Origin of the sequence: Agrobacterium sp. NPDC058088 (assembly GCF_042885035.1) — a bacterium.
Taxonomy (GTDB): domain Bacteria; phylum Pseudomonadota; class Alphaproteobacteria; order Rhizobiales; family Rhizobiaceae; genus Agrobacterium.
The window spans coordinates 52,518-76,829 of the sequence record NZ_JBHVSU010000005.1 but is presented as its reverse complement, the minus strand read 5'-3'; the positions used below and the strand labels follow the sequence as shown (position 1 = coordinate 76,829).

Here is a 24,312-nt window from a genome sequence, read left to right as displayed (position 1 = left end):
ATGAGTCTCATCGGCAAGTTCGCCACCGTTGGCACCGCCACGCTTGGCAGCCGCATTTTCGGCTTTCTGCGCGAAACCCTGATGGCTGCCGCGGTCGGCACGGGGCCGGTGGCCGATGCCTTCAACGCCGCGTTCCGGTTTCCCAATACCTTTCGACGGCTTTTTGCCGAGGGCGCCTTCAACTCGGCTTTCGTGCCGCTTTTCGCCAAGGAGATCGAGGCGAACGGCATGGAGGGTGCAAGACGCTTTTCCGAAGAGGTCTTCGGTGTTTTGTTCACCGTGCTTCTGGCACTGACGATTCTGATGGAATTGTCGATGCCGTTCATCGTGCGCACCGTGATTGCGCCGGGCTTTCTGGAAGACCCGGTGAAATTCGAAAACACCGTTCATCTCGCCACCATCATGTTTCCCTATCTCGCCTGCATGTCACTGGCGGCGATGATGGGCGGCATGCTGAACTCGCTGCACCGTTATTTCGCGGCAGCGATCGCACCCGTCTTTCTCAACATCATCCTTATCGGCGTGCTCGCTTTGGCATGGTGGAAAAATTACGATCCTTTGCAGGTGGGGTATGCGCTCTCATGGGGGGTTATGGCGGCCGGTCTGGTCCAGCTCGCCATCGTGTGGATCGCCGTGCGCAATGCAGGCATGCGGATCGGTTTCCGCAGGCCGCGGTTGACGAAAAACGTGCAGCGGCTTCTGGTCCTTGCCCTGCCGGCGGCGATTACCGGCGGCATTACCCAGATCAACCTTCTGATCAACACCAATATTGCGTCTGCCGGCGAGGGTGTGATCTCCTCGCTTGCCTATGCCGACCGGATTTATCAGCTGCCGCTCGGCGTCGTCGGTATTGCGGTGGCCACCGTTCTTTTGCCGGAACTGGCGCGGGCTTTGCGCGGCGGGCATATGGTGGAAGCCGGAAGCCTGCAGAACCGCTCGGTCGAATTCGTATTGTTCCTGACATTGCCTGCGGCAGCAGCGCTTCTCGTCATGGCGGAGCCTATCGTTCGTTTTCTTTATGAACGCGGCAATTTCGCGCCTTCAGCCACCATCACCGTTGCGCAGATCCTTGGCATTTACGGTCTAGGCCTGCCGGCTTTCGTTCTGATCAAGGCGTTCATTCCCGGTTTCTTCGCCCGCGAGGATACTCGCACGCCGATGATCTTCGCGGCAATTTCCGTTGTCGTGAATGTATCGCTCGCACTGACGCTATTCCCGCGTCTCGGCGGTCCCGGCATTGCGATCGCCGAAATCACCGCAGGCTGGGTCAATGCCGCCCTGCTGTTCGGCATGCTTCTGTGGCGTGGTCACTGGCATGTGGATATTCCGCTTCTGACCCGCATTCCACGTCTGCTGCTGGCCGCGGCCCTGATGGCCGGTTTCGTGCACTATGCTCTGACCTGGCTGAGTTTCGAGCTATCGTCGGCCTCGTCTATCTTCGTCCGGGCCGGTACTATCATGGGCCTCGTCTTCGCTGCCATGCTGGTTTATTTCGTGTTGGCTTTCGTTTCGGGCGGCGCCGATATCGGCATGGTGAAGAGGGCCGTCCGCAAGCGCGGTAAAAAGACTGCCGAAACGGAGGCTGGCTGATGTTCTTTGCTGATAACCGCCGCATCGCGCTGGTCACGCTTGTCGTCGATGATTACGATCGGGCGAAGGCGTTTTATTGCGATGTTCTCGGCTTCGAGTGCATCTCCGATCAGCCGCTCGACGACGGCAAAAGGTGGCTGGTGGTGAGGCCGCAAGGCACGGAGGGTGGTGCCCTGCTGCTTGCGGAGGCGGATGGCGAACAGCAACGATTTGCCATCGGCAACCAGACCGGCGGCCGTGTCGGATTTTTCCTGCATACCGACGATTTTGCCCGCGACTATGAAACGATGACTGCGCGCGGTGTGCGCTTTCTGGAAGAGCCTCGCCATGAAGTTTATGGCTCCGTCGCGGTCTTCACCGACCCCTATGGAAATCGCTGGGATCTTCTTCAGCCGCGCGGCTGACTGGCCCTGAAAGCGCTTGATTGCGAGGGGCTGCGGGTGCATAAGCGCGCGTGCAATTCCAATCACGGGGCGGGGCCCTCCACAAGCCTTTTCGAGGACGACAATGAACGCATTCAAGCCGCTGGTTTTCTCGGGCGTCCAGCCGACCGGCAATCTGCATCTCGGCAATTATCTCGGCGCGATCCGCAAGTTCGTGGCGCTGCAGGAGGATAACGACTGCATCTATTGCGTCGTCGACATGCATGCCATCACCGCCCAGCTCGTTCACTCGGACCTGAAGGCGCAGACCCGCTCGATTGCGGCCGCCTTCATTGCAGCCGGTATCGATCCCGTGAAGCACATCGTCTTCAACCAGTCGGCCGTGCCCCAGCATGCGGAACTGGCCTGGGTGTTCAACTGCGTGGCGCGTATCGGCTGGATGGAGCGCATGACGCAGTTCAAGGACAAGTCCGGCAAGAATGCCGAACAGGTGTCGCTTGGACTGCTCGCCTATCCTAGCCTGATGGCCGCCGACATTCTCGTCTACCGTGCCACACATGTGCCCGTCGGCGATGACCAGAAGCAGCACCTGGAACTCGCCCGCGACATCGCCCAGAAATTCAACATCGATTTCGGCGGCCATATCCGCAACGCCGGGCTTGGCGTTGATATCACGGTTGGCGACGAGCCGGTCCATGCCTATTTCCCGATGGTGGAGCCGCTGATCGGTGGCCCTGCGCCGCGCGTCATGTCTCTGAAGGACGGCACCAAGAAGATGTCGAAGTCCGATCCTTCCGATCTGTCGCGCATCAATCTGATGGATGATGTCGATGCGATCTCGAAGAAGATCAAGAAGGCAAAGACCGATCCTGACGCGCTGCCGAGCGAAGTGGAAGGACTGAAGGGTCGCCCGGAGGCCGAAAACCTCGTCGGCATATATGCTGCGCTATCCGACAAGACCAAGGCGGATGTGCTCTCGGAATTCGGTGGCCAGCAGTTTTCCACCTTCAAGCCGGCCCTCGTCGAGCTTGCCGTCAATGTCCTTGCGCCTGTTAACAACGAGATGCGCCGCCTTCTCGATGATCCGACCCATATCGACGCCATCCTCAAGGAGGGCGGGGAGCGGGCAGGCACGATTGCCGAAAAGACGATGAACGAGGTGCGTGATATCATCGGCTTCCTGCGCTGACAGGTCGCTGCCTCGTGCTTGCGGCGGGCGGTTTGCGCCTGCCGTGATTTGATATAATCTCCGCCCGAACCGTCGGGCGGTTTTTTGGATCACGGCGGACCTAAGGGAGTGCGGAATGGTTTCAAAACGGCTGTCGCGTCTGGAAGGGCATCGTCGCAAGTTTCTCGCCGTTATCGATGACACACCGGAATGCGAAAGGGCCGTGCACTATGCCGGCCGTCGCGCCAAGAACTCCAATGGCGGACTGGTGCTGCTTTACATGATCCCGGAAGGCGATTTTCAGCAATGGCTGGGTGTCGAGCAGATCATGCGGGCGGAAGCGCGTGAGGAAGCGGAAGCCACTCTCGCCAAGATCGCCCAGAAGGTACGCGAGACAATCGGCATCGAGCCGGAAGCAGTCATTCGAGAAGGCAGCGCCACCGAGCAGATTCATGGCTTGATCGAGGAAGACCGTGATATCGCCATTCTCGTGCTGGCTGCGGGATCGACGAAAGAAGGGCCGGGACCGCTGGTGTCCTCCATCGCCGGACGCGGTGCGGCCTTCCCGATCCCGGTGACCGTGTTGCCCGATACCTTGTCGGATGAGGAAATCGACGCACTCTGCTGACCCTTGTTCGGGTAAGATTGAGGGGCTGACGATTTCTTGAATGTAATTATCATGTCAGGGCTTGAAGTGTCGCTTCGCCGGGCGTATTTTTGGAAGAATTCTAAATTACGGGGCGTGAACCGCGACCTCGAAGGAGATGACGATGTTCATTCAGACGGAAGCCACGCCCAACCCCGCCACGCTGAAGTTCCTGCCGGGCAAGGTGGTGCTGGAAAGCGGGACTGTGGAGTTCCTCAATGCGTCGCAGGCGCAGGCTTCGCCGCTCGCGGAACGCCTCTTCACGATTCCGGGCATCACCGGCGTCTATTTCGGTTTTGATTTCATCACGGTCACCAAGGATGATGCGGAATGGCAGCATCTGAAGCCTGCCATCCTCGGCTCGATCATGGAGCACTTCATGTCCGGCCGGCCGATCATGGGCACGGCGATTGCCGCCGAAGTCTCGGACGAGGAAGGTGAGTTCTTCGAAGAGGGTGACGAAACCATTGTCGCCACCATCAAGGAACTGCTGGACAGCCGCGTTCGCCCGGCCGTGGCGCAGGATGGCGGTGATATCACCTTCCGCGGTTTTCGTGACGGTACCGTGTTCCTGAACATGAAAGGCGCCTGCTCGGGTTGCCCGTCCTCAACCGCAACGCTGAAGCACGGCGTTCAGAACCTGCTTCGCCATTTCGTGCCGGAAGTGCGCGAAGTCGAAGCGGTATGATCCTGTAAGTCAGGCCATGATTGTTCTTGCACTCGACACGTCAGGTGTGGATTGTTCCGCCTGCATTTATGACAGCGCCTCTGACAGGGTGCTCGGCGAGGTCTGCGAAACGATTGGCAAGGGTCATGCCGAGAGGCTGATGGCCGTAATTGACGGTGCCCTGCAGCAGGCGCAATTGCCGCTGCAGAAGGTCGAGCGCATCGCTGTGACTATCGGTCCCGGATCCTTTACGGGCATCCGGGTCGGTGTTGCCGCCGCGCGGGGTTTTGCCCTGTCGCTTGGTGTCGAAGCTGTCGGCGTTACGACGCTCGAGACGCTTGCCTTGTCTCACCTGGCCGAAAATCCCGGCCGGCCCGTGGCTGTCGGGCTCGATGCCAAACGCGGCGAAACCTATCTCCAGACATTCGATACGGGTGGATTGCCGCTCAACGAGGCGGCACTTCTGTCTCTGGACGACGTCACAGCTGTTCTTTCCGGTTTCGATGGCGCCGTCATCGGCTCCGCCGCGCCGCTGTTTGCGGGCGAGGAAACCGGGTCCGGTCCGGACCATTTTCCGATTGCATCCGTCGCTCGTGCTGGCGCGCGCAAGCCGGCGGGCCAACCAAAACCTGCACCGCTTTATCTGCGCGGACCGGATGCCCGGCCACAGACCGGTTTTGCGCTGGCACGCCAGGACGTTGCCTGATACGGCATGCATCAGTGCATGTTCTGATTCCCGATATTTGCGATGTTTGACGATTACCTGAGCTGGAAACCCTATTTCGAAATCGTGCCGATGCAGCATGAGGATTGCGCCGCGGTAGCGGACTTGCATGCCTTGCGCTTCCCACGGCCGTGGAATGACGGTGAGTTTTCAGGCCTGCTGACGCAAGGATCGGTTTTTGGCGCCGTCGCCCGCCAGACCAACGCATTTTTCAGCAAGCCGCTCGGAGGTTTCGTGCTGGCGCGGGAAGTTGCCGGCGAAGCGGAAATCCTCACCGTTGCCGTGGCCGACAGGTTCTCGCGCACCGGTCTCGGCTGGCGGCTGATGCAGTCGGCCGTACGTGAGGCGATGATGCGCGGCGCCGAAACCATGTTCCTCGAGGTAGACAACAACAATGCCTCCGCACTCGGGCTTTACAGGAAGCTCGGCTTCAAGACGGTTGCGGAGCGCAAGGCCTATTACACGGCCAAGGATGGAACAAAGTCGACGGCGCTTGTCATGCGCCGCGATCTTCGCTAGTTCCCTGCGACAGGCATTTTTTCGGCGAAAGCCGCAAACCGGAATTCTCAAAGGCCAGAAGACGTGACAGACCTTTCAAAAACCTTGGAGGAGCTTTGTGCCGAACGCGGCATGCGGATGACCGACCAACGCCGCGTCATCGCCCGCGTCCTTCAAGAATCAGCTGATCATCCCGATGTCGAGGAACTCTACCGTCGTTCCTCCGCCGTGGACCCGCGCATCTCGATTTCCACCGTCTACAGAACGGTGAAGCTGTTCGAGGATACTGGTATCATCGAACGCCACGATTTTCGCGATGGCCGCTCGCGTTATGAAACCGTGCCCGAAGAACACCACGATCACCTGATCGATCTGAAGAACGGCGTGGTTATCGAGTTTCATTCGGCCGAGATCGAGGCTCTTCAGGAAAAGATCGCCCGCGAGCACGGCTTTAAGCTCGTGGATCATCGGCTGGAACTTTATGGCGTGCCGTTGAAACCCGACGAACGCTGAGACGCCGGTGGACAAGCGGGCATTCCCATCATGATGTGGCTTCGGACAGCCTATATCGCGATCGTTCTTCTGATCGTGACGCTCGTATTGCTGCCGCTGCAACTCCTGGGGCTTGCCTTCGACTGGCGGCTGCGCCGCCGCATTCCGCGCATCTGGCATCGTATCGCCTGTCACGTTCTCGGCATCCGCGTGCATGTGCATGGGGATGTGGAGCGGGCAAAACCACTGATGCTGGCGGTCAACCACGCCTCGTGGAAGGATATCCTCGTTCTCGGCAGCATTGCCGATGTGGTGTTCATCGCCAAGACCGAAGTGCGCGACTGGCCGGTTTTCGGCTGGCTCGCCCGGCTGCAGAAAAGCATCTTCGTTCAGCGCGAACAGAAGCGCAGCACGGGCGCGCAGGTGAGCGAGATCGCCAGCCGCATGGCCGACGGCGAGATCGTTGTCCTTTTCCCCGAAGGCACGACCTCGGACGGCAACCGCATGCTGGCCGTCAAATCCTCCCTGTTCGGTGCCGCCTCCACCGCCGCTGAGCAGGTTCCGGGCAGGCTGGTTTACGTGCAGCCTGTCGCCATCGCATATACGCGGGTGCAGGGCATGGCCATGGGGCGTTACCACCGGATCATTGCGGCCTGGCCGGGCAGCATCACGCTGGTGCCGCATCTGCTTGGTGTCATCAAGGCGGGCGCCATCGATGTCGACGTGACTTTCGGTGAGAGCGTTCCGTTTCACAGCACGGATAACCGCAAGCGTCTTGCGACGGATGTAGCCGCCGCGATCCGCAACATGCTGGCCTTCAGCCTGCGCGGCGGCTGGCGCAAATAGCGGCGTCGTAGCTTTTCCGGCATTTTTCTGTTTAATCTGGCCGTGAAAAACACTAGATAGCCGCCATGACCCAGGAAACACTTGGCCTCGACGCCTCACCCATGAACGCCCGCGAGGGCGCAAACAGCCGCAAGGTTTTCATCAAGACCTATGGCTGCCAGATGAATGTTTATGATTCCGTCCGCATGAGCGATGCGCTGGCGAAGGATGGTTACGTTCAGACGGAGGATATGGGAGAAGCGGATCTGGTTCTCTTGAACACCTGTCACATCCGCGAAAAGGCGGCGGAAAAGGTTTATTCCGCGCTCGGCCGCCTGCGTGACATGAAAAAGTCGCGCGAAGAGCAGGGACGTGAATTCATGATCGGCGTTGCCGGGTGCGTGGCGCAGGCGGAAGGCGAAGAAATCCTGCGCCGTGCCCCTGCCGTCGATGTCGTCATCGGCCCGCAGACCTATCATCGCCTGCCGGACGCCCTGAAGCGGGTGCGTGGCGGCGAGCGTGTCATTGAGACCGAATATGCGGTCGAAGACAAGTTCGAGCATCTGCCGGTGGCCGAAAAGGCGACGCTGCGCACGCGCGGCGTGACCGCGTTTTTGACGGTGCAGGAAGGTTGCGACAAGTTCTGTACCTTCTGTGTCGTCCCCTATACGCGCGGTTCGGAAGTGTCACGCCCGGTCCGCCAGATTGTCGATGAAGCGATGAAGCTCGTCGATGCCGGCGTGCGCGAGATCACACTGCTCGGCCAGAATGTGAATGCCTGGCAGGGCGAAGGCCCGAAGGGTGAAAAATGGGGTCTGGCCGAACTGCTCTACAGGCTGGCCGAAATTCCGGGCCTTGCGCGGCTGCGTTACACCACCAGCCACCCGCGTGACATGGATGACCGGCTGATCGGCGCCCATCGCGATCTGCGCATCCTGATGCCCTATCTGCACCTGCCCGTTCAGTCCGGCTCGGATCGTATTCTGAAGGCAATGAACCGTCGCCATACGGGTGAGGAATATATCCAGCTTATCGAAAAAATCCGCGCCGCCCGCCCTGATATTGCCATGTCCGGGGATTTTATTGTCGGCTTCCCCGGTGAGACTGATCGTGATTTCGAAGATACGATGGCGATGGTCGAGACGGTGAAATACGCGCAGGCCTTTTCGTTCAAATATTCGACCCGCCCCGGCACGCCGGGAGCCGATCTGACAGACCAGGTTGCAGAAGACGTGAAGGCCGAGCGGCTGGAGAGATTGCAGACGCTGTTGCTGCGGCAGCAGAAGGAATTTGCGGAATCGCTTGTCGGAAAGACCATGGATGTGCTGCTGGAAAAGCCCGGCCGCATGACAGAACAGTTGATAGGTCGCTCTCCTTGGCTGCAATCCGTGAATCTTGATGCAAAGACGTTGAAAATCGGTGACATTGTTAATGTACGAATCACCGCAACGGGTCCAAACAGCTTGTTTGCCGAGGTGGCAGGGAGTTAGAGTGAGGAGCCGACACTGATTGGGACAGGAGCCTGACCGCTTGAACGCACACGAATTGGTATCAAATTCATCGCGCCAGCCACGCCAAGCCGCGACCGACGCCAATCACTTCGTCCTCACGTTCGAGAATAACAGGATAGCGGGAGAGCTATTCGGTCAGTTCGATCAGAACCTGAAGCTCCTGGAGCAGCGCCTCAATATCGACGCCCGACCGCGTGGCAACTCCGTCGCCATCACCGGCGATGTCGTGGCTACCAATCAGGCCCGCCGCGCGCTGGATTTCCTTTATGAGCGCCTGCTGAAGGGCGGAACCGCCGAGGTCTCCGATGTGGAAGGCGCGATCCGCATGGCCATGGCCGCGGACGACCAACTGACCTTGCCGACGATGGAGCGCAAGGCGAAGATTTCCATGGCGCAGATTTCCACCCGCAAGAAGACCATCGCTGCCCGCACGCCGACGCAGGATGTCTACATGCGGGCGCTGGAGCAGTCCGAACTGGTTTTCGGCGTCGGCCCCGCCGGCACCGGCAAGACCTATCTGGCCGTGGCTCATGCCGCACAGCTTCTGGAGCGTGGCGCGGTCGACCGCATCATCCTGTCGCGTCCTGCGGTGGAAGCGGGCGAACGCCTAGGCTTCCTGCCGGGCGACATGAAGGAAAAGGTCGATCCCTATCTCCGCCCGCTTTACGACGCGCTTTATGACATGATGCCGGGTGACAAGGTGGAGCGTGCCATTCAGGCGGGCGTCATCGAAATCGCGCCGCTGGCTTTCATGCGCGGCCGTACCCTTGCCAATGCTGCCGTCATTCTGGATGAAGCCCAGAACACCACGACGATGCAAATGAAGATGTTCCTCACCCGTCTCGGTGAGAACGGCCGCATGATCGTGACCGGTGACCCAAGCCAGGTGGACCTTCCGCGCGGCGTGAAGTCCGGTCTTGTCGAAGCCCTTCAAATCCTCACCGATGTGGAAGGTGTGTCCGTCGTGCGCTTCAAGGATGTCGATGTCGTCCGCCATCCCATGGTGGCACGCATTGTCCGGGCTTATGAATCCCACACGGCCGTGCCGGATGAAAGCCTCGTGAAGGGCAGCTGACCTAAAGACAATGACAGTTCTGGATATTCAAATCAGCGTCGAGGCCGAAGGCTGGCCCTCGGAAGAAGACTTGGTCGCCTTCTCCACGAAGGTTCTGGAGGCGGCCGTCGATTTTCTGAAGCGGGAAGAGGAACAACCCTTTCCGAAAACGCCGGTCGAACTGTCGCTGGTCTTCACCGATGATGAAAATATCCGGGAAATCAACGCCGAATGGCGCGACAAGGACAAGGCGACCAACGTCCTGTCTTTCCCCGCTTTTCCGCTGGAGCCGGGCGGAATGCCTGGCCCGATGCTGGGCGATATCGTCATCGCCCGCGAGACGGTTGCGCGGGAGGCTCTTGAACTTGACAAGAGTTTCGAGGATCATCTGACCCATCTGCTCGTCCACGGGTTTCTGCATTTGTTCGGTTATGACCACATGGACGAGGAAGAAGCGGAAGAAATGGAGTCGCTTGAGACTCGCATTTTGGCGGTGCTTGGCCTATCTGATCCCTACGCGGGTCAAGAACCGCTTTAAATATTGTCTGGAGCCATGAACGAACATTCTGCACGACCTGCCAATGAGGGCAGAGAAAACGGCGAGCAGTCCTCTTCGGAGGAGGGCAGTAGTCACTTACGGAACGATTCCAATGCAAAGCCGAGATCGACGATCTGGTCGCGCATAGGGCGGTTGCTGAAACCGTCACAGGGTGAGCGTCTTCGCGAGGATCTGACCGACGCGCTGATGGCCGACACCGAAATCGGTGCCGCCTTTTCTCCTGAAGAACGGGCGATGTTGAACAATATCCTCCGTTTCCGCGAGATCAGGGTCGAAGATATCATGATCCCGCGCGTCGATATCGACGGTCTCGACCAAAACATGACGATCGGCGACGCGCTGATTCTCTTCGAGGAAACCGGACGCTCCCGCATGCCTGTCTATGACGAGACGCTGGATGATCCGAAGGGCATGATCCACATTCGCGATCTCCTGGCCTATGTCGCCAAGCAGGCCCGCAACAAACGTCGGGCGGGCTCGCGCAGCGTCGCTTATGGCGAGGTGAAAGCGCCGCGCTCACCGCGTCCCAATTTCGATCTGGCGCGGGTCGATCTTGAACAGACGGTCGCCGATGCCGGTCTCGTGCGCAAAATTCTCTTCGCACCACCCTCGATGCTTGCTTCCGATCTCTTGAAGACGATGCAGGCCCAGCGAACGCAGCTGGCCCTCGTGATCGATGAATATGGCGGCACGGACGGTCTCGTCAGCCATGAGGATATCGTCGAGATGGTCGTTGGCGATATCGATGACGAGCACGACAAGGACGAGGCGATGTTTTCGCGCCTATCCCCCGACGTGCTCGTGGCCGATGCCCGCGCGGAACTCATCGAACTTGCCGAGGCAATCGGTCCCGAATTCGATGTGCGTGAACATCTCGAAGAAATCGACACGCTCGGCGGCCTCATCTTTTTCGCACTTGGTCGCATTCCCGCCAAGGGCGAGGTGGTTCGAGCCGTGCCCGGCTTCGAGTTTCAGATTCTCGATGCGGACAGCCGGCGTATCAAAGGCGTCCGTATCGTCCGTGATCATGGCTCGGAAGGGGAGGATGACCGGGCTCCGGGTGAAGCCAGCGGGGTTATCGCACTGCCCGCGCCGGACGTTCGCCTGATCACGCACCAGCAGAACGCCGACTAGAGACGGTGACGGGAAGCCCCGTCACCTTTGTCTCAAGACTGGGGATTAGGCAGATTGGAATAGCCAAAAGGCCGCAGGAGTCTGCGGCCACCATCCCTCCTGTGGACTGCGAATCTTTTTTACTTTACGTCAGGTCTGAGGGGAAATTCCGTGGCGCGGCCTCGCCGGGAGCGGGCTTTTCCAGTCGCGCTTAAACGGAGATGGCATGGAGCGTCTTGCAGGCAGGGTAATGCTGGCCGGCGGCATGAGCCGCGCAGGGATGGCGATTGCTGCGGGTGCGGTCGGGGCGCTCGCTTTGCCTCCAATTGGCTTTTTCGCAGCGCTTTTCTTGTCTTTCACCCTGCTTGTCTGGCTCGTGGACGGCTGCACCGGCAAGCCGGACGGTGGCCTCTTTAGCCGCATCCTGCCTGCCTTTGGCATCGGCTGGTGTTTCGGCTTTGGTTATTTCGTGGCGGGTCTGTGGTGGCTGGGCAATGCTCTCCTCTTGGAGGCCGATGAATTCGCCTGGGCACTGCCGCTCGCAATTATCGGTCTGCCGGCATTGCTGGCGCTGTTTTACGGTTTTGCCGTCGCTGCCGCCAATCTTCTCTGGTCGGATGGCCTTGGCCGGATTGCGGCGCTTGCTGCCGCCTTCGGCTTGTCCGAATGGCTGCGCAGTTTCATCGCGACCGGCTTTCCCTGGAACGCTATCGGCTACGGCATCATGCCCGTCCCGATCATGATGCAGTCGGCGCATCTGCTCGGGCTTTTCAGCATCACGACGCTCGCGGTCTTCATCTTCGCCGCGCCGGCGCTGATCGGCACGAAAAAAGGCATGGGACCGGGACTGGCGCTGGCTGGCCTGCTGCTGGCCGCTCACTTCGGCTATGGCTTTTACCGCCTGCAGACACCGGCGGAGACACCGGCGGACGCGCTCACTGTCCGCATCGTGCAGCCGTCCATCGATCAATCCCGCAAGATGCTGAATGCCGACCGGGCGGAGATTTTCGCAGAGCATCTGCGGCTGTCCGCCCTGCCGCCGGGTGAAGGAAAAAAACGCCCCGACATCATCGTCTGGCCGGAAACCTCCGTGCCGTTCATCCTGACGCAAAATCCGGACGCCCTCGCAGAAATCGCTAAAACGCTGGAGGATGGACAGGTGCTGTTTACCGGCGCCGTCAGGATGGAAGATCAGGGCGCCGGCCGGCCGCCGCGCTATTACAATTCCGTCTATGCGATCGACAGTCAGGGTGAGATTATCGGCGCGACCGACAAGGTGCACCTGACGCCCTTTGGCGAATATGTTCCGTTTGAAGGCATCCTGCGGGAGTTCGGCATCGACAATGTCATTGCCCTGCCGGGCGGCTTTTCGGCCGCCTCGTCGCGCACACCACTCACGCTTCCTTCGGGCAAGACTTTCTATCCGCTGATCTGTTACGAGATCATTTTCCCGGGGGAGATGACGCCGGGTCTTCAGGGGGCGGCAGCGATCCTGAATGTGACGAATGACGGTTGGTTTGGTGACACACCCGGTCCTTACCAGCATTTTCTGCAGGCAAGGGTACGCGCCGTGGAGACGGGCGTGCCGGTGATTCGCGGCGCCAATACCGGAATTTCGGCTGTCATAGACCCCTATGGCCGCATTATTGCCGGGCTGGACTATGGTCGGGTGGGAATTGTTGACGCCACTTTGAGTGGTGGGTCCAATGACGCATTAACTTACGACATACATCGGACGTATTTCTGGTTGATTTTTTCTATAATGATGATCGTTGCGGTATTTCCCGCCTTGAGTTTCGCTCGGCGCCAGAATTGACCGGGAACCCCTGTAATTGCATAGTGAATACGTCAGTCGTAAAACAAGTTTAGACGCTGTCGAATTGCCGACTCATTTCTTCGAATAGTAGCGAAGCGAGATATCAACCCTTTCCGAGTGTCAGGACCGCATGATGACCGAGAATAAGAAAAAGCCTAATCCCATCGACATTCATGTCGGAAGCCGAATTCGCCTTCGCAGAACCATGCTCGGAATGAGCCAGGAGAAGCTGGGAGAAAGCCTCGGAATTACCTTTCAGCAAATCCAGAAATATGAAAAAGGCACGAACCGCGTTGGCGCCAGCCGCCTCCAGAACATTTCCGCGATCCTCAATGTGCCCGTTTCCTTTTTCTTCGAGGATGCACCCGGTGATCAGGTCGGCGGCACGACCGGCATGGCGGAAGCGTCGAGCTCAAATTACGTGGTCGACTTTCTGTCCTCGGCCGAAGGTCTGCAGTTGAACCGCGCCTTCGTGAAGATCGCCGATCCCAAGGTTCGCCGTCGTCTCGTTGATCTCGTCAAGGCGCTGGCCGCCGAGGGTGACGCCGAGTAAGCGTAGCCCGCGCGAGGCAGAGATGCAGAAAATTTCCGGCACGGGATGCCGGGCACTCAACGGTCCGCAAGGACCGTTTTTTTGTGCCCGATTAGAAAGGAATTCTCACATAAAGATATATTTATGTGGTTGTGTCCTTGTTTTTCACGGCCGAAATGACTAACAAACTCGAAGACCATTCTTTGAGGGGAATCCCGCATGCGTGCCAATTACCTGTTCACCAGCGAGTCCGTGGCCGAGGGTCATCCGGACAAGGTTTGTGATCGTATTTCCGATGAAATCGTGGATCTCATATACCGTGAAGCGACGAAGACGGGTGTTGACCCGTGGACCGTGCGCATCGCATGTGAAACGCTTGCGACGACAAACCGCGTTGTTATTGCCGGTGAAGTTCGCGTTCCCGATACGCTTCTGAAGAAGGACAAGGACGGCAAGATCGTCAAGGACGCTTCCGGGCATCCGGTCATCAACCCTTCGAAGTTCAAGTCCGCCGCCCGCAAGGCGATCCGCGACATCGGATACGAACAGGATGGTTTCCACTGGAAGACCGCCAAGATCGACGTTCTCCTGCACCCGCAGTCTGCTGATATCGCGCAGGGCGTGGACAACGCTTCCGACAAGCAGGGCGACGAGGGTGCCGGCGACCAGGGCATCATGTTCGGTTACGCCTGCAAGGAAACGCCAGACCTCATGCCGGCGCCGATTTATTATTCTCACCGCATCCTGCAGCTGCTCGCCACCGCCCGTAAGAGCGGCGAAGGCGAAGCGGCGAAGCTCGGCCCCGATGCCAAGAGCCAGGTGACGGTTCGTTACGTCGACGGCAAGGCTTCCGAAGCCGTATCCATCGTTCTGTCCACGCAGCATCTCGATGCAAGCTGGGATTCGAAGAAGGTTCGCGCCGTTGTCGAACCCTATATCCGCGAAGCTCTGGGTGACCTGAAGATCGCAGACGATTGCCAGTGGTATATCAACCCGACGGGCAAGTTCGTTATCGGCGGTCCTGATGGTGATGCCGGTCTGACCGGCCGCAAGATCATCGTCGACACCTATGGCGGTGCCGCCCCCCATGGCGGTGGCGCATTCTCCGGCAAGGACACGACCAAGGTCGACCGTTCCGCCGCCTATGCCGCGCGCTACCTCGCCAAGAACGTCGTTGCTGCCGGTCTTGCCGAACGCTGCACGATCCAGATCTCCTACGCGATCGGCATCGCCCAGCCGCTGTCGATCTATGTCGATCTGCACGGCACGGGCAAGGTCAGCGAAGATCAGGTCGAAGCCGCAATCCGCAAGGTCATGGACCTGTCGCCATCGGGCATCCGCCGTCATCTCGATCTTAACAAGCCGATATACGCCAAGACGTCTTCCTACGGTCATTTCGGCCGTAAGGCTGGCCGTGACGGTTCCTTCTCCTGGGAGAAGCTCGATCTGGTGAAGCCGCTCAAGGAAGCTTTGAGCGCTTAAGCATTTCCAGTAAAAGTGCGTAGCAGTTTTACGTTCGGAAAATGCGTCAACCAGATATCGCGCTTGTTATTTGGCGGCGATTGAGAGATACCGTCACCAAGTTTTGTAACCCGCACAGTGCCTCACGGGTGCTGTGCGGGTTAAGTCTATTTGGTCTTGAGAGTATGAGATGACGGAAGAACGGCGTTCGCGCGCGACGGAAGCGTTTTTTGGCAGACGCAAGGGCAAGCCTTTGCGCCATCAGCAGGTCGATACAATCGAAAATCTGCTGCCCTTGCTGAAAATCGATCTGGAAAGCGCGCCCCCGCAAAATCTCGTCGCGCTCTTTCCGGCGGATGTCCGATCGATCCGTCTGGAGATCGGTTTCGGCGGTGGCGAGCATCTCGCCCACCGCGCGGTCGAAAATCCCGAGATAGGTTTCATCGGCGTCGAGCCCTTTGTCAACTCCATGGCCAAGCTGCTCGCCACGGTTCGCGAACGTGAACTGATGAATATCCGTCTTTACGACGATGATGCGACGCAGCTGCTCGACTGGCTGCCTGAGGGATCGATCGATCATATCGATCTGCTTTATCCCGATCCGTGGCCGAAGAAGAAGCACTGGAAGCGGCGTTTCGTGTCAGACGTCAATCTCGCCCGTTTCCATCGCGTGTTGAAACGCGGTGGCAAGTTCTGCTTTGCGTCAGACATCGGCACTTACGTCAACTGGACGCTGCAGCATTGCGCCCGGCATGGCGGTTTTGAATGGACGGCGACAAGCGCTGATGACTGGCGCACGCCCTATGCTAACTGGCCGGGTACGCGTTACGAGAACAAGGCAAAAAGAGAAGGCCGCAGCTCGGCCTACCTCACCTTCATCCGTCGCTAAAGCATTTCCAGTAAAAATGTGCTCACGGTAAGATCCCTCAAAGGGCCGCATCCACGTCCACAGCCTGTGGAATGGAAGGCTGCGCGCCGGCCCGCGTGCAGGCGAGTGAGCCTGCAACGGCGGCGCGCTTCAGCGCCTTTTCGAAATCCATTCCCTGATCGAGGCTGGCGGCGAGATATCCGCAGAAAGTATCGCCCGCACCAACCGTATCCACCGGCTCGATCTTCAGGCCGGAAGCCCTGTAGACCTTGCCATTACGAATGGCGATAACGCCATCCGCACCAAGCGTGACGATCAAAGTCTGGCCGGTCCTCTCGTGAAGTGCCTTGAGTTCGGTTTCCCGCTCGTCGCCGGAGAGGCCATTCTTGCCGATCAGCAGCTCGAACTCGGTTTCGTTGGCAATGACGATGTCGGCGAGGCCGGCAAGCCGAGGGCCGTCTGCGGTCAACGGTGCGGTGTTGATGACAGTGGTGATGCGTCTTGCCTTTGCGGACGCCAAAGCGGCTTCGATGGCGGGCGCCGGTATCTCGAACTGCAGCATCAGAATGTCGCCCGCGGCCATTTCGGATATGGTCTTTGCGGCATCGGCGGCGGAAACTTCGCCATTGGCGGCGGGAATGACCGAAATCATGTTCTCCCCGCCTTCACCGATCAGGATTACTGCCGTTCCAGTCGGGCCGGGCGTGGTTTTGACCAATGACAGATCGGTTCCCGCGTCGCGCAGCAAGGTCAGTGCCGGAGCGGCAAAGGTGTCATCGCCCGCAGCGCCTGCCATCTTGACGGTGGTGCCCGCACGCCGGGCGGCCAGCGCCTGATTGGCGCCCTTGCCACCGGCGGCCGTGGAAAAGGTCTCGCCCGTCACGGTTTCACCGGGCTTAGGCAGGCGTTTAGCGGTGGCGACGAGGTCCATGTTGATGGAGCCGAAAACAGTAATCATGGGGCGCTGGGTCCGTATGAAATTTAAGCAAGGCGGCGACTTTGCCCGAGACGATCACTCGTCGTCAACCACCCGCAATTTGGCTGCGCCGGTTCGGTTTTCCGCAAAGCGCCGGGCCTGCTCGATTTCTCCCTGCGGCGCGTCTTTTTCCGTTGGTGAGAAATCGAGTCCCTCGATCTTCTGGCCACGGGCCAGTACCTTGTCGGAGGAGATGAGCATCATGTCGACGTCCTTCTGCGCCAGCCCGAAATGGGCCTGCAGCTTGCGCGTCCTGTCGTCCAGCCGCCGCACATCGTCCATGAGCAGCGCCACTTCACCCTGAATGAGATGCGCCTGCTCGCGCATGCGCTGGTCCTTCAGCACGGACTGGATGACCTGCACAGAGAGCATCAGAAGCGAGGGTGATACGATCACGACCCGGGCGCGATGGGCGCGCTGTACCAGATATTCGAAATGCTGATGGATATCGGCAAAGATGGACTCGGACGGCACGAAGATGAAGGCTGTATCCTGTGTCTCGCCACGAATGAGATATTTCTCGGCGACGTCGCGAATATGGACTTCCATATCGCGGCGGAACTGCTGCACGGCGGCGCGTTTGGTTTCGGGCGTCTCATCCGCCTTAATGGCGTTCCATGCCTCCAGCGGGAATTTCGCGTCGATGACCAGCGGCGGTGCATTGTTTGGCATCTTGATGGTGCAGTCCGGCCGGTAACCGTTGGAAAGTGTCGGCTGAAGCTGAAAGGCTCCCGGCGGCAGGGCGTCGGCGATCAGCGTCTCCATGCGCGCCTGTCCGAAGGCGCCGCGCGTCTGTTTGTTGGAAAGGATCGCCTGAAGCCCGACCACGTCCTTGGCCAGATCCTGAATATTGCCCTGTGCGGCATCGATGACCGCGAGGCGCTCCTGCAGGCGGCTCAGATTTTCATGGGTCGACCGGGTCTGCTCCGTCAGCGTTTCGCCAAGGCGCTGCGACATGCCATCAAGGCGCTGGTTCAGCGTCTGGCTCATCTCGCTCTGGCGCGTGCCAAGCGTTTCCGCCATGGCCGCGATCCGTCCATGCAATTCGGATTGCGTTTTTAGCAGGTCAGAGATTTCACCATCGCCTCCCGCTTTTTTCGACTGGTTTGCCGTGACGAGCCACGTAACGACAAGGCCGAAAACCACGACAGCAAGAAGCGCGCCGAAGCTGATATCGACGGAGCCAGCCCGCAGCGCAGGCTCAAGGAGAACGGAGAAGTCTATGCTCATGATTAAATCTAGCAGATTTCCAATGATTCGGAAGATCAAAACAAGAACATTCCTGCGGCGGAAATGAGTCGGTCACAGCGGATGCCGCGGGCGGTTTTCACCATCGTGTTTTTTATTTCCTCGGCGCGAGAGATACGTTATGGGAAGCCATGACCATCAAACCGCTTATCATTTTGCCCGATCCCGTGCTGCGCCAGCAATCGAAGCCCATCGAAAAGGTGGATGCGGAAGTGCTGCGTCTTGCCGACGATATGCTTGAAACCATGTATGACGCGCCGGGTATCGGCCTCGCCGCCATTCAGATCGGCGTGCCGCGCCGCATGCTGGTGATCGATGTTGCGCGTGAAGGCGAGGAAAAAACCCCGATCGTCTTCATCAATCCGGAAATCCTCAAGGTATCGGACGATATCTCGACCTATGAGGAAGGCTGTCTTTCCATTCCCGATTATTATGCCGAGGTGGAGCGCCCCGCGTCGCTCACGGTGCAATATGTCGGTCGTGACGGCAAGCAGCAGACGGTTGAGGCGGATGGTCTGCTGGCAACCTGCCTGCAGCACGAGATCGATCACCTCAACGGTGTTCTGTTCATCGACCATATTTCGCGGCTGAAGCGCGACATGGTCATCAAGAAATTCACGAAAGCGGCCCGCGCAAAGGTCTGATCCGTCCTCTTCGGGCTGGAATGGACGACAGGGCAGGGGGCGGCAATGGCTCTTCGCATCATATTCATGGGCACGCCGGAATTTTCTGTTCCGACGTTGCGTGCATTGGCGGAAGCCGGTCACGAGATCGCCGCGGTCTACACCCAGCCGCCGCGTCCCGGCGGCCGTCGCGGCCTTGATCTCCAGAAATCGCCGGTACACCAGGCTGCGGAACTGCTGGGTTTACCGGTACTGACACCCTTGAATTTCAAGGCCGAGGAAGGTCGCCAGCAATTCCGGGACTTCAACGCCGATGTAGCTGTTGTCGTGGCTTATGGGCTGCTTTTGCCAGAGGCCATTCTCTCGGGCACGCGGCTCGGCTGTTACAATGGTCACGCCTCGCTGCTTCCGCGCTGGCGCGGTGCTGCCCCCATTCAGCGGGCGATCATGGCCGGGGACACCGAGACCGGCATGATGGTCATGAAAATGGAAAAGGGTCTGGATACCGGCCCTGTTGCACTTACGGCAAAGGTCACGATCGGCGAGAACATGACGGCCGGCGAGCTGCATGACAGGCTGATGCTGGTAGGCGCTCGGTTGATGCGGCAGGCCATGGAGAAGCTGGAAGCCGGCGACCTGCCCCTCGTCACACAGGCGGAAGAGGGCGTGCTCTACGCCGCAAAGATCGACAAGGGCGAGACCCGTATCGACTTTTCAAGGCCGGCGCAGGATGTGCATAATCATATTCGCGGCCTTTCGCCCTTTCCGGGGGCGTGGCTTGAGATGGATATCGGCGGCAAATCCGAGCGCGTGAAGGTTCTTTCCTCCGAACTGGCCAGCGGCATGGGGGAAGCGGGCGCCGCACTCGACGATACCCTCACCATCGCCTGCGGCAGCGGGGCTGTGCGGCTCACCCGTTTGCAGAAGGCCGGCGGTAAGCCGATGTCGGCGGCCGATTTCGTGCGCGGTACCCCGGTTCCGGTCATGACGAGGCTTGGCTGATGCCACGTTTCCGCATGACCGTCGAATATGACGGCACGCCCTATTACGGCTGGCAGAGGCAGGAGAACGGCCCGTCCGTTCAAGGCGCACTGGAGGCTGCCGTCCGGTCATTGACCGGGGAGAGCGTTTCCATTCGCGGCGCGGGCCGTACCGATTCCGGTGTGCATGCCGCTGGCCAGGTCGCCCATGTAGATCTTTCCCGCGATTGGGAGCCCTATAAGCTTCGCAATGCCTTGAACGCGCATCTGGCCATGGCGGGTGAGGCCGTGGCTGTTCTCGATGCCGCCGCCGTGACGGAGGATTTCGACGCCCGTTTTTCAGCGCTGCGCCGCCATTATCTCTACCGCATCATTTGCCGCAAATCCCGGCTGGCGCTGGAGCACAGGCGGGCATGGTGGGTATCGAAGGACATGGACCATGAGCGCATGCATGAAGCCGCCCAGATGCTGGTCGGCCGGCATGATTTCACGACCTTTCGCTCAGTCCATTGTCAGGCGAACAGCCCGGTGCGTACGCTCGACCGGCTGGACGTGACCCGCAACGGCGATCTCATTGAGATTCGTGCCACCGCGCAGAGCTTTCTGCATAATCAGATCCGCTCTTTCGCGGGCACGTTGAAACTGGCGGGCGAAGGCGGCATGACCCCGGACGACGTGCGTGCTGCACTGGAGGCGCGGGATCGCAAGGCCTGCGGCCCCGTCGCACCGCCCGATGGTCTTTATTTCATGCAGGTCGATTATCCCGAGGTCATTCCGCCGCGCCGCCGACCGGAAATCGAAATGGCGGAAGACGCGGACTGACCAAAAGCCCGCCGCCTCTCAGGCGGGGTAGACACCGAGAAAACGTTGCAATGCTTCCGACAGCAACATGGCGGGCACCAACAGCGTCATGACGATTGCCGAAACGAGCAGCGACTGGTCGCGGATGAAGAATCTGACGATCCGCGAAAAGGCGAAAACCAGCGACAGAAGCAGTGCCAGCCAGAGAATGGCGATCAGCCCCTGCAGTGGTGGCAGAAAGAACGCGATCAGGATCAGAACCGCATAGGCATAGGAGAAGGGCAGCGACAGCCAGTTCATGGTGGTGACGAGCGGCGCGAATTTTTCGCGGGCGCCAAAGGCATAAAGCAGCATGCCGATCAACAGCAGCGGCACGATCCAGCAGATGGCCTCGACCATGGCCAACCGGAAGAAGAAGATGAAGCCAGTTCCGGTTCCCGGCGGGTAGCTTGCGAGAAAGGCCGCGCGCAACCACAGCCAGGAAACCAACATGGCGGGCAGGCACCAGAGCGCGGAATAGAAGGACCGCCACATACCACGCTCGGTCAGATCCAGATATCGCGCACCATTATGGTCGCCGAGCAGCAAAAGCCACAGGCCTGTCAGATAGAGCCTGACTTCACTTGCCGTCGGCATGGGCGAACCAGCGTTCGATAAAGGTCTCGTAAATGCGCGTCAGCGTTTCGAGATCGGCAACGGCCACGCGTTCATCGACCATGTGCATGGTCTGCCCAACGAGACCGAATTCCACGACAGGGCAATAATCCTTGATGAAGCGCGCATCCGAAGTACCGCCGGTGGTCGAAAGCTTCGGTTCCTTGCCGGTGACGGCTTCAACCGCGTCTGACAGCGATGAGATGAGCGCATTGTTGCGGGTCAGGAACACATGGCTCGGACGATCTGCCCAGACGAGTTCATATTTGACCGGAGTCCGGTCAGGGCGAAGCTCGCCGTCTGCCGCAGCGGCATCGAGGCGGCGGATGATTTCCGCCCTGAGGCTCTCTGCCGTCCAGCTATCGTTGAAACGAATATTGAAGGCGGCTGTCGCCCGCGCCGGGATGACATTGGTGGCGGCATTGCCGGTATCGACGGTCGTCACTTCCAGATTGGACGGCTGGAAATCATCCGTGCCGTGATCGAAGGCCGGATGCATCAGCGCGTGGGTGAGCTGCAGCAGACCACGGATGGGGTTGTCGGCGAGATGCGGATAGGCGGCATGGCCCTGCACGCCGTGGACCGTGATCCGGCCGGAGAGCGAGCCGCGGCGGCCGATCTTGATCATGTCGCCCAGCTGATCGGGATTGGTCGGTTCGCCGACGACACAGGCGTCCCACGTCTCGCCCTTGGCAGCAGCCCATTCCAGCAGCTTGGAAGTGCCGTTGATCGACGGACCTTCCTCGTCACCGGTGATCAGGAAAGAGACGGAACCCTGCGGTTTGCCGTGTTTTTCAATATGGCGGGCGATGGCTGCCACGAAACAGGCGATACCGCCCTTCATGTCCACCGCACCGCGACCGTACATTTCTCCGCCAGCAATCTCTGCCGAGAACGGCGGATGGCTCCATGCGGCTTCGTCACCCACAGGCACGACATCCGTATGGCCCGCAAACATCAGATGCAGACCTTCGGTACCGAGCCGGGCATAGAGGTTCTCCACGTCAGGCGTTCCCGCCTCCGTTGCCATCACCCGTTCCACCGCAAAACCGAGCGGCGAAAGCAGGCTGTCGAGCAGGGAAAGCGCACCGCCTTCCGCAGGCGTCACCGAGGGGCAACGGATAAGGGCGGCGAGATTGGCAACGGGATCGGTCGTGGTCATGGTATCAGCTTTTATTAGTCGCGCAGAAGCTCGTTGATGCCGGTCTTGGAGCGGGTCTTTTCATCGACGCGCTTGACGATCACGGCGCAATAGAGGCTGGGGCCCGGCTCGCCGTTCGGGAAAGGCTTGCCCGGCATGGTGCCGGCAACGACGACGGAATAGGGCGGGACTTCGCCGTAGGTGATTTCGCCGGTGGCGCGGTCGACGATCTTGGTGGACTTGCCGATGAAAACGCCCATGCCGAGAACCGCGCCTTCACGCACGATGCAGCCTTCGACGACTTCCGAACGGGCGCCGATGAAGCAATTATCCTCGATGATGGTCGGGCCGGCCTGCAGCGGCTCCAGAACGCCGCCGATGCCGACGCCGCCCGAAAGATGGACGTTCTTGCCGATCTGCGCGCAGGAGCCGACCGTTGCCCAGGTATCGACCATCGTCCCTTCATCGACATAGGCGCCGAGGTTGACGAAGGAGGGCATCAGCACGACGTTTTTGGCAACATATGCCGAGCGGCGCACGACGGCGTTCGGCACGGCGCGGAAACCGGCAGCGCGGAACTGGTTCTCGCCCCAGTTTTCAAACTTCGAGGGGACCTTGTCCCACCAGGTGGCTTCGCCCGGCCCACCCGTCACGATTTCCATGTCATTGAGGCGGAAGGAAAGAAGCACGGCCTTCTTCAGCCACTGGTTCACCTTCCAGCTGCCATCCGCCTGCTTCTCGGCCACGCGCGCCTCGCCGCTGTCGAGAAGTTGAAGAGATGTGTCCACGGCGTCGCGAACCTCGCCCTTCGTCGATACGTTCACGCCATCTCGATTGTCAAAGGCGGTTTCGATGATGGTTTCGAGAGAAGAGAGATCCGTAAGGCTCATGGAAAATTCCTTGAATGTCGCGTGTGGTCTGGTCACGGATGGCCCGCGCCGCTGGAAGGCTTTGGCCATTTGATCTAAGGGAGTGTTGGAAAGGCGTCAATGTGATTTGGGTGATTTGGCGCGTCAGACGAAAGGCATGGAAATGACACGACTGAAAAACGGCAGATTGCGGCGCAAGGACGGGGCATGGGACCCCTTGAAGCGCAGTGCTGTGGACAAGCAGCAGGCCGAGGTCGTTGTCAAAACGCCGCAGTCGGATTCTCCGTCTTACCGGCTGGCCTATGTGGATACGGACTTTCTCTGCCGTGAGGAATTGCGCCCCGTCCGACTGCAGCTCGAGCTTCTGAAGACGGAAATGGCGCTCACCGAACGCGGGATCAATTCCACCGTCGTGATGTTCGGCGGCGCCCGCATTCCCGAACCGGGCGGTGAGGCCTGGGCGGCGCGCAACGAAACGCAGAAGCGCAATCTGGAACAATCCGCGGTTTATTACGACGAAGCGCGCAAGTTCGCCCGGCTTTGCACCGACTACGGCGCGAAATCCGGTCATCTGGAATATGTGGTGGTCACCGGTGGCGGTCCCGGCGTCATGGAGGCGGGTAACCGAGGCGCCATGGACGCAGGTGGCCCCTCTATCGGCCTCAATATCGTTTTGCCGCACGAGCAGGCGCCCAACCCTTATGTGACGCCGGAACTCAGCTTCAACTTCCATTATTTCGCGATCCGGAAAATGCACTTCCTGATGCGGGCAAAGGCCGTGGTGGTTTTCCCCGGTGGTTTTGGCACGCTCGACGAGCTTTTCGAGGCTCTGACACTGATCCAGACCAAGCGCATGGCCCCGATCCCTCTCATTCTTTTTGGCGAAAAGTTCTGGCGATCCGTCGTCAATTTCGAGTTCTTGGCGGATTTCGGCACCATCGCTCCCGAAGATATGAATCTTCTGCACTTTGCCGAAACGGCGGACGATGCCTGGAAAATCATTTCCGACTACTACGAACATTGAAGATGCCTAGCGCGGCGAAGTAATATTAGGGCTTAATTAGCAATCATATTCTAATTTTGCCCCGTCGCGCTGCAGCGCACTGTCCCCAC

At 59.5% G+C, this 24,312-nt stretch carries 26 protein-coding genes; 21 read left to right on the top strand and 5 right to left on the bottom strand.

Annotated elements, in window-relative coordinates:
• From murJ to trmB, 17 genes are all read left to right on the top strand, one after another.
• Positions 1-1,590 carry a murein biosynthesis integral membrane protein MurJ gene (gene murJ / locus ACFVTJ_RS15430; protein WP_386908782.1) on the top strand — a complete coding sequence of 530 codons (1,590 nt, stop codon included), beginning with the start codon at positions 1-3 and terminating at the stop codon, positions 1,588-1,590.
• A complete protein-coding gene (locus ACFVTJ_RS15425; protein ID WP_386908781.1) occupies positions 1,590-1,994 on the top strand; it encodes a VOC family protein in 405 nt (134 codons plus the stop codon). The genes murJ and ACFVTJ_RS15425 overlap by 1 nt, the downstream gene beginning before the upstream one ends.
• A 103-nt stretch (positions 1,995-2,097) precedes the next feature.
• The gene (trpS, locus tag ACFVTJ_RS15420) at positions 2,098-3,162 is read left to right on the top strand and encodes a tryptophan--tRNA ligase (protein ID WP_386908779.1); all 1,065 of its coding nucleotides are present in this window, start codon (positions 2,098-2,100) and stop codon (positions 3,160-3,162) included.
• A gap of 115 nt (positions 3,163-3,277) precedes the next feature.
• Entirely contained in the window at positions 3,278-3,769 is a 492-nt protein-coding gene (locus ACFVTJ_RS15415; protein ID WP_003503758.1) for a universal stress protein, read from the top strand.
• Between the two features lie 142 nt (positions 3,770-3,911).
• Positions 3,912-4,475 carry a NifU family protein gene (locus tag ACFVTJ_RS15410; protein WP_386908777.1) on the top strand — a complete coding sequence of 188 codons (564 nt, stop codon included), beginning with the start codon at positions 3,912-3,914 and terminating at the stop codon, positions 4,473-4,475.
• 16 nt (positions 4,476-4,491) lie between these two features.
• Complete coding sequence (gene tsaB / locus ACFVTJ_RS15405; RefSeq protein WP_386908776.1) at positions 4,492-5,160, top strand: tRNA (adenosine(37)-N6)-threonylcarbamoyltransferase complex dimerization subunit type 1 TsaB; 669 nt, start codon at positions 4,492-4,494, stop codon at positions 5,158-5,160.
• 42 nt (positions 5,161-5,202) lie between these two features.
• A complete protein-coding gene (locus tag ACFVTJ_RS15400; protein WP_386908774.1) occupies positions 5,203-5,697 on the top strand; it encodes a GNAT family N-acetyltransferase in 495 nt (164 codons plus the stop codon).
• Positions 5,698-5,760: 63 nt separating this feature from the next.
• Positions 5,761-6,189, top strand: coding sequence for a Fur family transcriptional regulator (locus ACFVTJ_RS15395; protein WP_386908772.1), 429 nt, complete (start codon positions 5,761-5,763; stop codon positions 6,187-6,189).
• A gap of 30 nt (positions 6,190-6,219) precedes the next feature.
• Positions 6,220-7,014, top strand: a complete 795-nt coding sequence (locus tag ACFVTJ_RS15390; protein ID WP_386908770.1) for a lysophospholipid acyltransferase family protein — start codon at positions 6,220-6,222, stop codon at positions 7,012-7,014.
• A gap of 65 nt (positions 7,015-7,079) precedes the next feature.
• The gene (gene miaB, locus ACFVTJ_RS15385) at positions 7,080-8,483 is read left to right on the top strand and encodes a tRNA (N6-isopentenyl adenosine(37)-C2)-methylthiotransferase MiaB (protein WP_386908768.1); all 1,404 of its coding nucleotides are present in this window, start codon (positions 7,080-7,082) and stop codon (positions 8,481-8,483) included.
• A gap of 40 nt (positions 8,484-8,523) precedes the next feature.
• Positions 8,524-9,579: a PhoH family protein gene (locus tag ACFVTJ_RS15380; RefSeq protein ID WP_078051331.1), complete on the top strand. Its 1,056-nt coding sequence runs from the start codon at positions 8,524-8,526 to the stop codon at positions 9,577-9,579.
• A gap of 10 nt (positions 9,580-9,589) precedes the next feature.
• Positions 9,590-10,096 carry an rRNA maturation RNase YbeY gene (ybeY, locus tag ACFVTJ_RS15375; RefSeq protein WP_386908765.1) on the top strand — a complete coding sequence of 169 codons (507 nt, stop codon included), beginning with the start codon at positions 9,590-9,592 and terminating at the stop codon, positions 10,094-10,096.
• 15 nt (positions 10,097-10,111) lie between these two features.
• Positions 10,112-11,251 carry a hemolysin family protein gene (locus tag ACFVTJ_RS15370; RefSeq protein ID WP_386908764.1) on the top strand — a complete coding sequence of 380 codons (1,140 nt, stop codon included), beginning with the start codon at positions 10,112-10,114 and terminating at the stop codon, positions 11,249-11,251.
• 205 nt (positions 11,252-11,456) lie between these two features.
• Entirely contained in the window at positions 11,457-13,046 is a 1,590-nt protein-coding gene (gene lnt / locus ACFVTJ_RS15365; protein WP_386908763.1) for an apolipoprotein N-acyltransferase, read from the top strand.
• A 133-nt stretch (positions 13,047-13,179) separates the two neighbouring features.
• Positions 13,180-13,599: a helix-turn-helix domain-containing protein gene (locus ACFVTJ_RS15360; RefSeq protein WP_026363797.1), complete on the top strand. Its 420-nt coding sequence runs from the start codon at positions 13,180-13,182 to the stop codon at positions 13,597-13,599.
• A 198-nt stretch (positions 13,600-13,797) separates the two neighbouring features.
• A complete protein-coding gene (metK, locus tag ACFVTJ_RS15355) occupies positions 13,798-15,060 on the top strand; it encodes a methionine adenosyltransferase (protein ID WP_386908761.1) in 1,263 nt (420 codons plus the stop codon).
• A 169-nt stretch (positions 15,061-15,229) separates the two neighbouring features.
• Positions 15,230-15,928: a tRNA (guanosine(46)-N7)-methyltransferase TrmB gene (gene trmB / locus ACFVTJ_RS15350; protein ID WP_386908759.1), complete on the top strand. Its 699-nt coding sequence runs from the start codon at positions 15,230-15,232 to the stop codon at positions 15,926-15,928.
• Positions 15,929-15,965: 37 nt separating this feature from the next.
• Here trmB and ACFVTJ_RS15345 read toward each other — a convergent pair whose 3' ends face one another.
• Together ACFVTJ_RS15345 and ACFVTJ_RS15340 are read right to left on the bottom strand one after the other, a co-directional pair.
• Positions 15,966-16,865: a ribokinase gene (locus ACFVTJ_RS15345; protein WP_386908757.1), complete on the bottom strand. Its 900-nt coding sequence runs from the start codon at positions 16,863-16,865 to the stop codon at positions 15,966-15,968.
• 54 nt (positions 16,866-16,919) lie between these two features.
• Entirely contained in the window at positions 16,920-18,113 is a 1,194-nt protein-coding gene (locus ACFVTJ_RS15340; RefSeq protein ID WP_386908756.1) for a DNA recombination protein RmuC, read from the bottom strand.
• A 149-nt stretch (positions 18,114-18,262) separates the two neighbouring features.
• On the opposite strand from ACFVTJ_RS15340, the gene def reads away from it, so the two are divergent.
• From def to truA, 3 genes are read left to right on the top strand one after another with little or no spacing between them, the layout of a single operon-like run.
• A complete protein-coding gene (gene def / locus ACFVTJ_RS15335; RefSeq protein WP_386908754.1) occupies positions 18,263-18,775 on the top strand; it encodes a peptide deformylase in 513 nt (170 codons plus the stop codon).
• A gap of 45 nt (positions 18,776-18,820) precedes the next feature.
• Positions 18,821-19,756 carry a methionyl-tRNA formyltransferase gene (fmt, locus tag ACFVTJ_RS15330; RefSeq protein ID WP_386908752.1) on the top strand — a complete coding sequence of 312 codons (936 nt, stop codon included), beginning with the start codon at positions 18,821-18,823 and terminating at the stop codon, positions 19,754-19,756.
• Positions 19,756-20,556: a tRNA pseudouridine(38-40) synthase TruA gene (gene truA, locus ACFVTJ_RS15325; RefSeq protein WP_386908750.1), complete on the top strand. Its 801-nt coding sequence runs from the start codon at positions 19,756-19,758 to the stop codon at positions 20,554-20,556. The genes fmt and truA overlap by 1 nt, the downstream gene beginning before the upstream one ends.
• Positions 20,557-20,574: 18 nt before the next feature.
• Here the strand turns inward: truA and ACFVTJ_RS15320 are convergent, their stop codons facing one another.
• From ACFVTJ_RS15320 to dapD, 3 genes are read right to left on the bottom strand one after another with little or no spacing between them, the layout of a single operon-like run.
• Positions 20,575-21,171, bottom strand: a complete 597-nt coding sequence (locus tag ACFVTJ_RS15320) for a hypothetical protein (RefSeq protein WP_386908749.1) — start codon at positions 21,169-21,171, stop codon at positions 20,575-20,577.
• Positions 21,155-22,351 (bottom strand): succinyl-diaminopimelate desuccinylase, encoded by a 1,197-nt coding sequence (gene dapE / locus ACFVTJ_RS15315; RefSeq protein ID WP_386908747.1) that lies wholly within the window; start codon positions 22,349-22,351, stop codon positions 21,155-21,157. The genes ACFVTJ_RS15320 and dapE overlap by 17 nt, the downstream gene beginning before the upstream one ends.
• Before the next feature lie 14 nt (positions 22,352-22,365).
• The gene (gene dapD, locus ACFVTJ_RS15310; RefSeq protein ID WP_063949809.1) at positions 22,366-23,220 is read right to left on the bottom strand and encodes a 2,3,4,5-tetrahydropyridine-2,6-dicarboxylate N-succinyltransferase; all 855 of its coding nucleotides are present in this window, start codon (positions 23,218-23,220) and stop codon (positions 22,366-22,368) included.
• A 142-nt stretch (positions 23,221-23,362) separates the two neighbouring features.
• Here dapD and ACFVTJ_RS15305 point away from each other — a divergent pair, with 142 nt between their 5' ends.
• Positions 23,363-24,223 carry a TIGR00730 family Rossman fold protein gene (locus tag ACFVTJ_RS15305; RefSeq protein WP_386908745.1) on the top strand — a complete coding sequence of 287 codons (861 nt, stop codon included), beginning with the start codon at positions 23,363-23,365 and terminating at the stop codon, positions 24,221-24,223.
• Positions 24,224-24,312 lie beyond the last annotated feature (89 nt).

What these genes read in the sequence shown, in the direction of transcription:
- ACFVTJ_RS15410 (WP_386908777.1), top strand. Translation starts at nt 3,912, where the DNA reads ATGTTCATTCAGACGGAAGCCACGCCCAACCCCGCCACGCTGAAGTTC.
- ACFVTJ_RS15415 (WP_003503758.1), top strand. Translation starts at nt 3,278, where the DNA reads ATGGTTTCAAAACGGCTGTCGCGTCTGGAAGGGCATCGTCGCAAGTTT.
- ACFVTJ_RS15305 (WP_386908745.1), top strand. Translation starts at nt 23,363, where the DNA reads ATGACACGACTGAAAAACGGCAGATTGCGGCGCAAGGACGGGGCATGG.
- fmt (WP_386908752.1), top strand. Translation starts at nt 18,821, where the DNA reads ATGGCTCTTCGCATCATATTCATGGGCACGCCGGAATTTTCTGTTCCG.
- ACFVTJ_RS15345 (WP_386908757.1), bottom strand. Translation starts at nt 16,865, where the DNA reads ATGATTACTGTTTTCGGCTCCATCAACATGGACCTCGTCGCCACCGCT.
- tsaB (WP_386908776.1), top strand. Translation starts at nt 4,492, where the DNA reads ATGATTGTTCTTGCACTCGACACGTCAGGTGTGGATTGTTCCGCCTGC.
- truA (WP_386908750.1), top strand. Translation starts at nt 19,756, where the DNA reads ATGCCACGTTTCCGCATGACCGTCGAATATGACGGCACGCCCTATTAC.
- trmB (WP_386908759.1), top strand. Translation starts at nt 15,230, where the DNA reads ATGACGGAAGAACGGCGTTCGCGCGCGACGGAAGCGTTTTTTGGCAGA.
- ACFVTJ_RS15390 (WP_386908770.1), top strand. Translation starts at nt 6,220, where the DNA reads ATGATGTGGCTTCGGACAGCCTATATCGCGATCGTTCTTCTGATCGTG.
- trpS (WP_386908779.1), top strand. Translation starts at nt 2,098, where the DNA reads ATGAACGCATTCAAGCCGCTGGTTTTCTCGGGCGTCCAGCCGACCGGC.
- metK (WP_386908761.1), top strand. Translation starts at nt 13,798, where the DNA reads ATGCGTGCCAATTACCTGTTCACCAGCGAGTCCGTGGCCGAGGGTCAT.
- lnt (WP_386908763.1), top strand. Translation starts at nt 11,457, where the DNA reads ATGGAGCGTCTTGCAGGCAGGGTAATGCTGGCCGGCGGCATGAGCCGC.
- dapE (WP_386908747.1), bottom strand. Translation starts at nt 22,351, where the DNA reads ATGACCACGACCGATCCCGTTGCCAATCTCGCCGCCCTTATCCGTTGC.
- ACFVTJ_RS15400 (WP_386908774.1), top strand. Translation starts at nt 5,203, where the DNA reads ATGTTTGACGATTACCTGAGCTGGAAACCCTATTTCGAAATCGTGCCG.
- ybeY (WP_386908765.1), top strand. Translation starts at nt 9,590, where the DNA reads ATGACAGTTCTGGATATTCAAATCAGCGTCGAGGCCGAAGGCTGGCCC.
- ACFVTJ_RS15425 (WP_386908781.1), top strand. Translation starts at nt 1,590, where the DNA reads ATGTTCTTTGCTGATAACCGCCGCATCGCGCTGGTCACGCTTGTCGTC.
- dapD (WP_063949809.1), bottom strand. Translation starts at nt 23,220, where the DNA reads ATGAGCCTTACGGATCTCTCTTCTCTCGAAACCATCATCGAAACCGCC.
- ACFVTJ_RS15340 (WP_386908756.1), bottom strand. Translation starts at nt 18,113, where the DNA reads ATGAGCATAGACTTCTCCGTTCTCCTTGAGCCTGCGCTGCGGGCTGGC.
- murJ (WP_386908782.1), top strand. Translation starts at nt 1, where the DNA reads ATGAGTCTCATCGGCAAGTTCGCCACCGTTGGCACCGCCACGCTTGGC.
- ACFVTJ_RS15370 (WP_386908764.1), top strand. Translation starts at nt 10,112, where the DNA reads ATGAACGAACATTCTGCACGACCTGCCAATGAGGGCAGAGAAAACGGC.
- def (WP_386908754.1), top strand. Translation starts at nt 18,263, where the DNA reads ATGACCATCAAACCGCTTATCATTTTGCCCGATCCCGTGCTGCGCCAG.
- ACFVTJ_RS15360 (WP_026363797.1), top strand. Translation starts at nt 13,180, where the DNA reads ATGACCGAGAATAAGAAAAAGCCTAATCCCATCGACATTCATGTCGGA.
- ACFVTJ_RS15320 (WP_386908749.1), bottom strand. Translation starts at nt 21,171, where the DNA reads ATGCCGACGGCAAGTGAAGTCAGGCTCTATCTGACAGGCCTGTGGCTT.
- miaB (WP_386908768.1), top strand. Translation starts at nt 7,080, where the DNA reads ATGACCCAGGAAACACTTGGCCTCGACGCCTCACCCATGAACGCCCGC.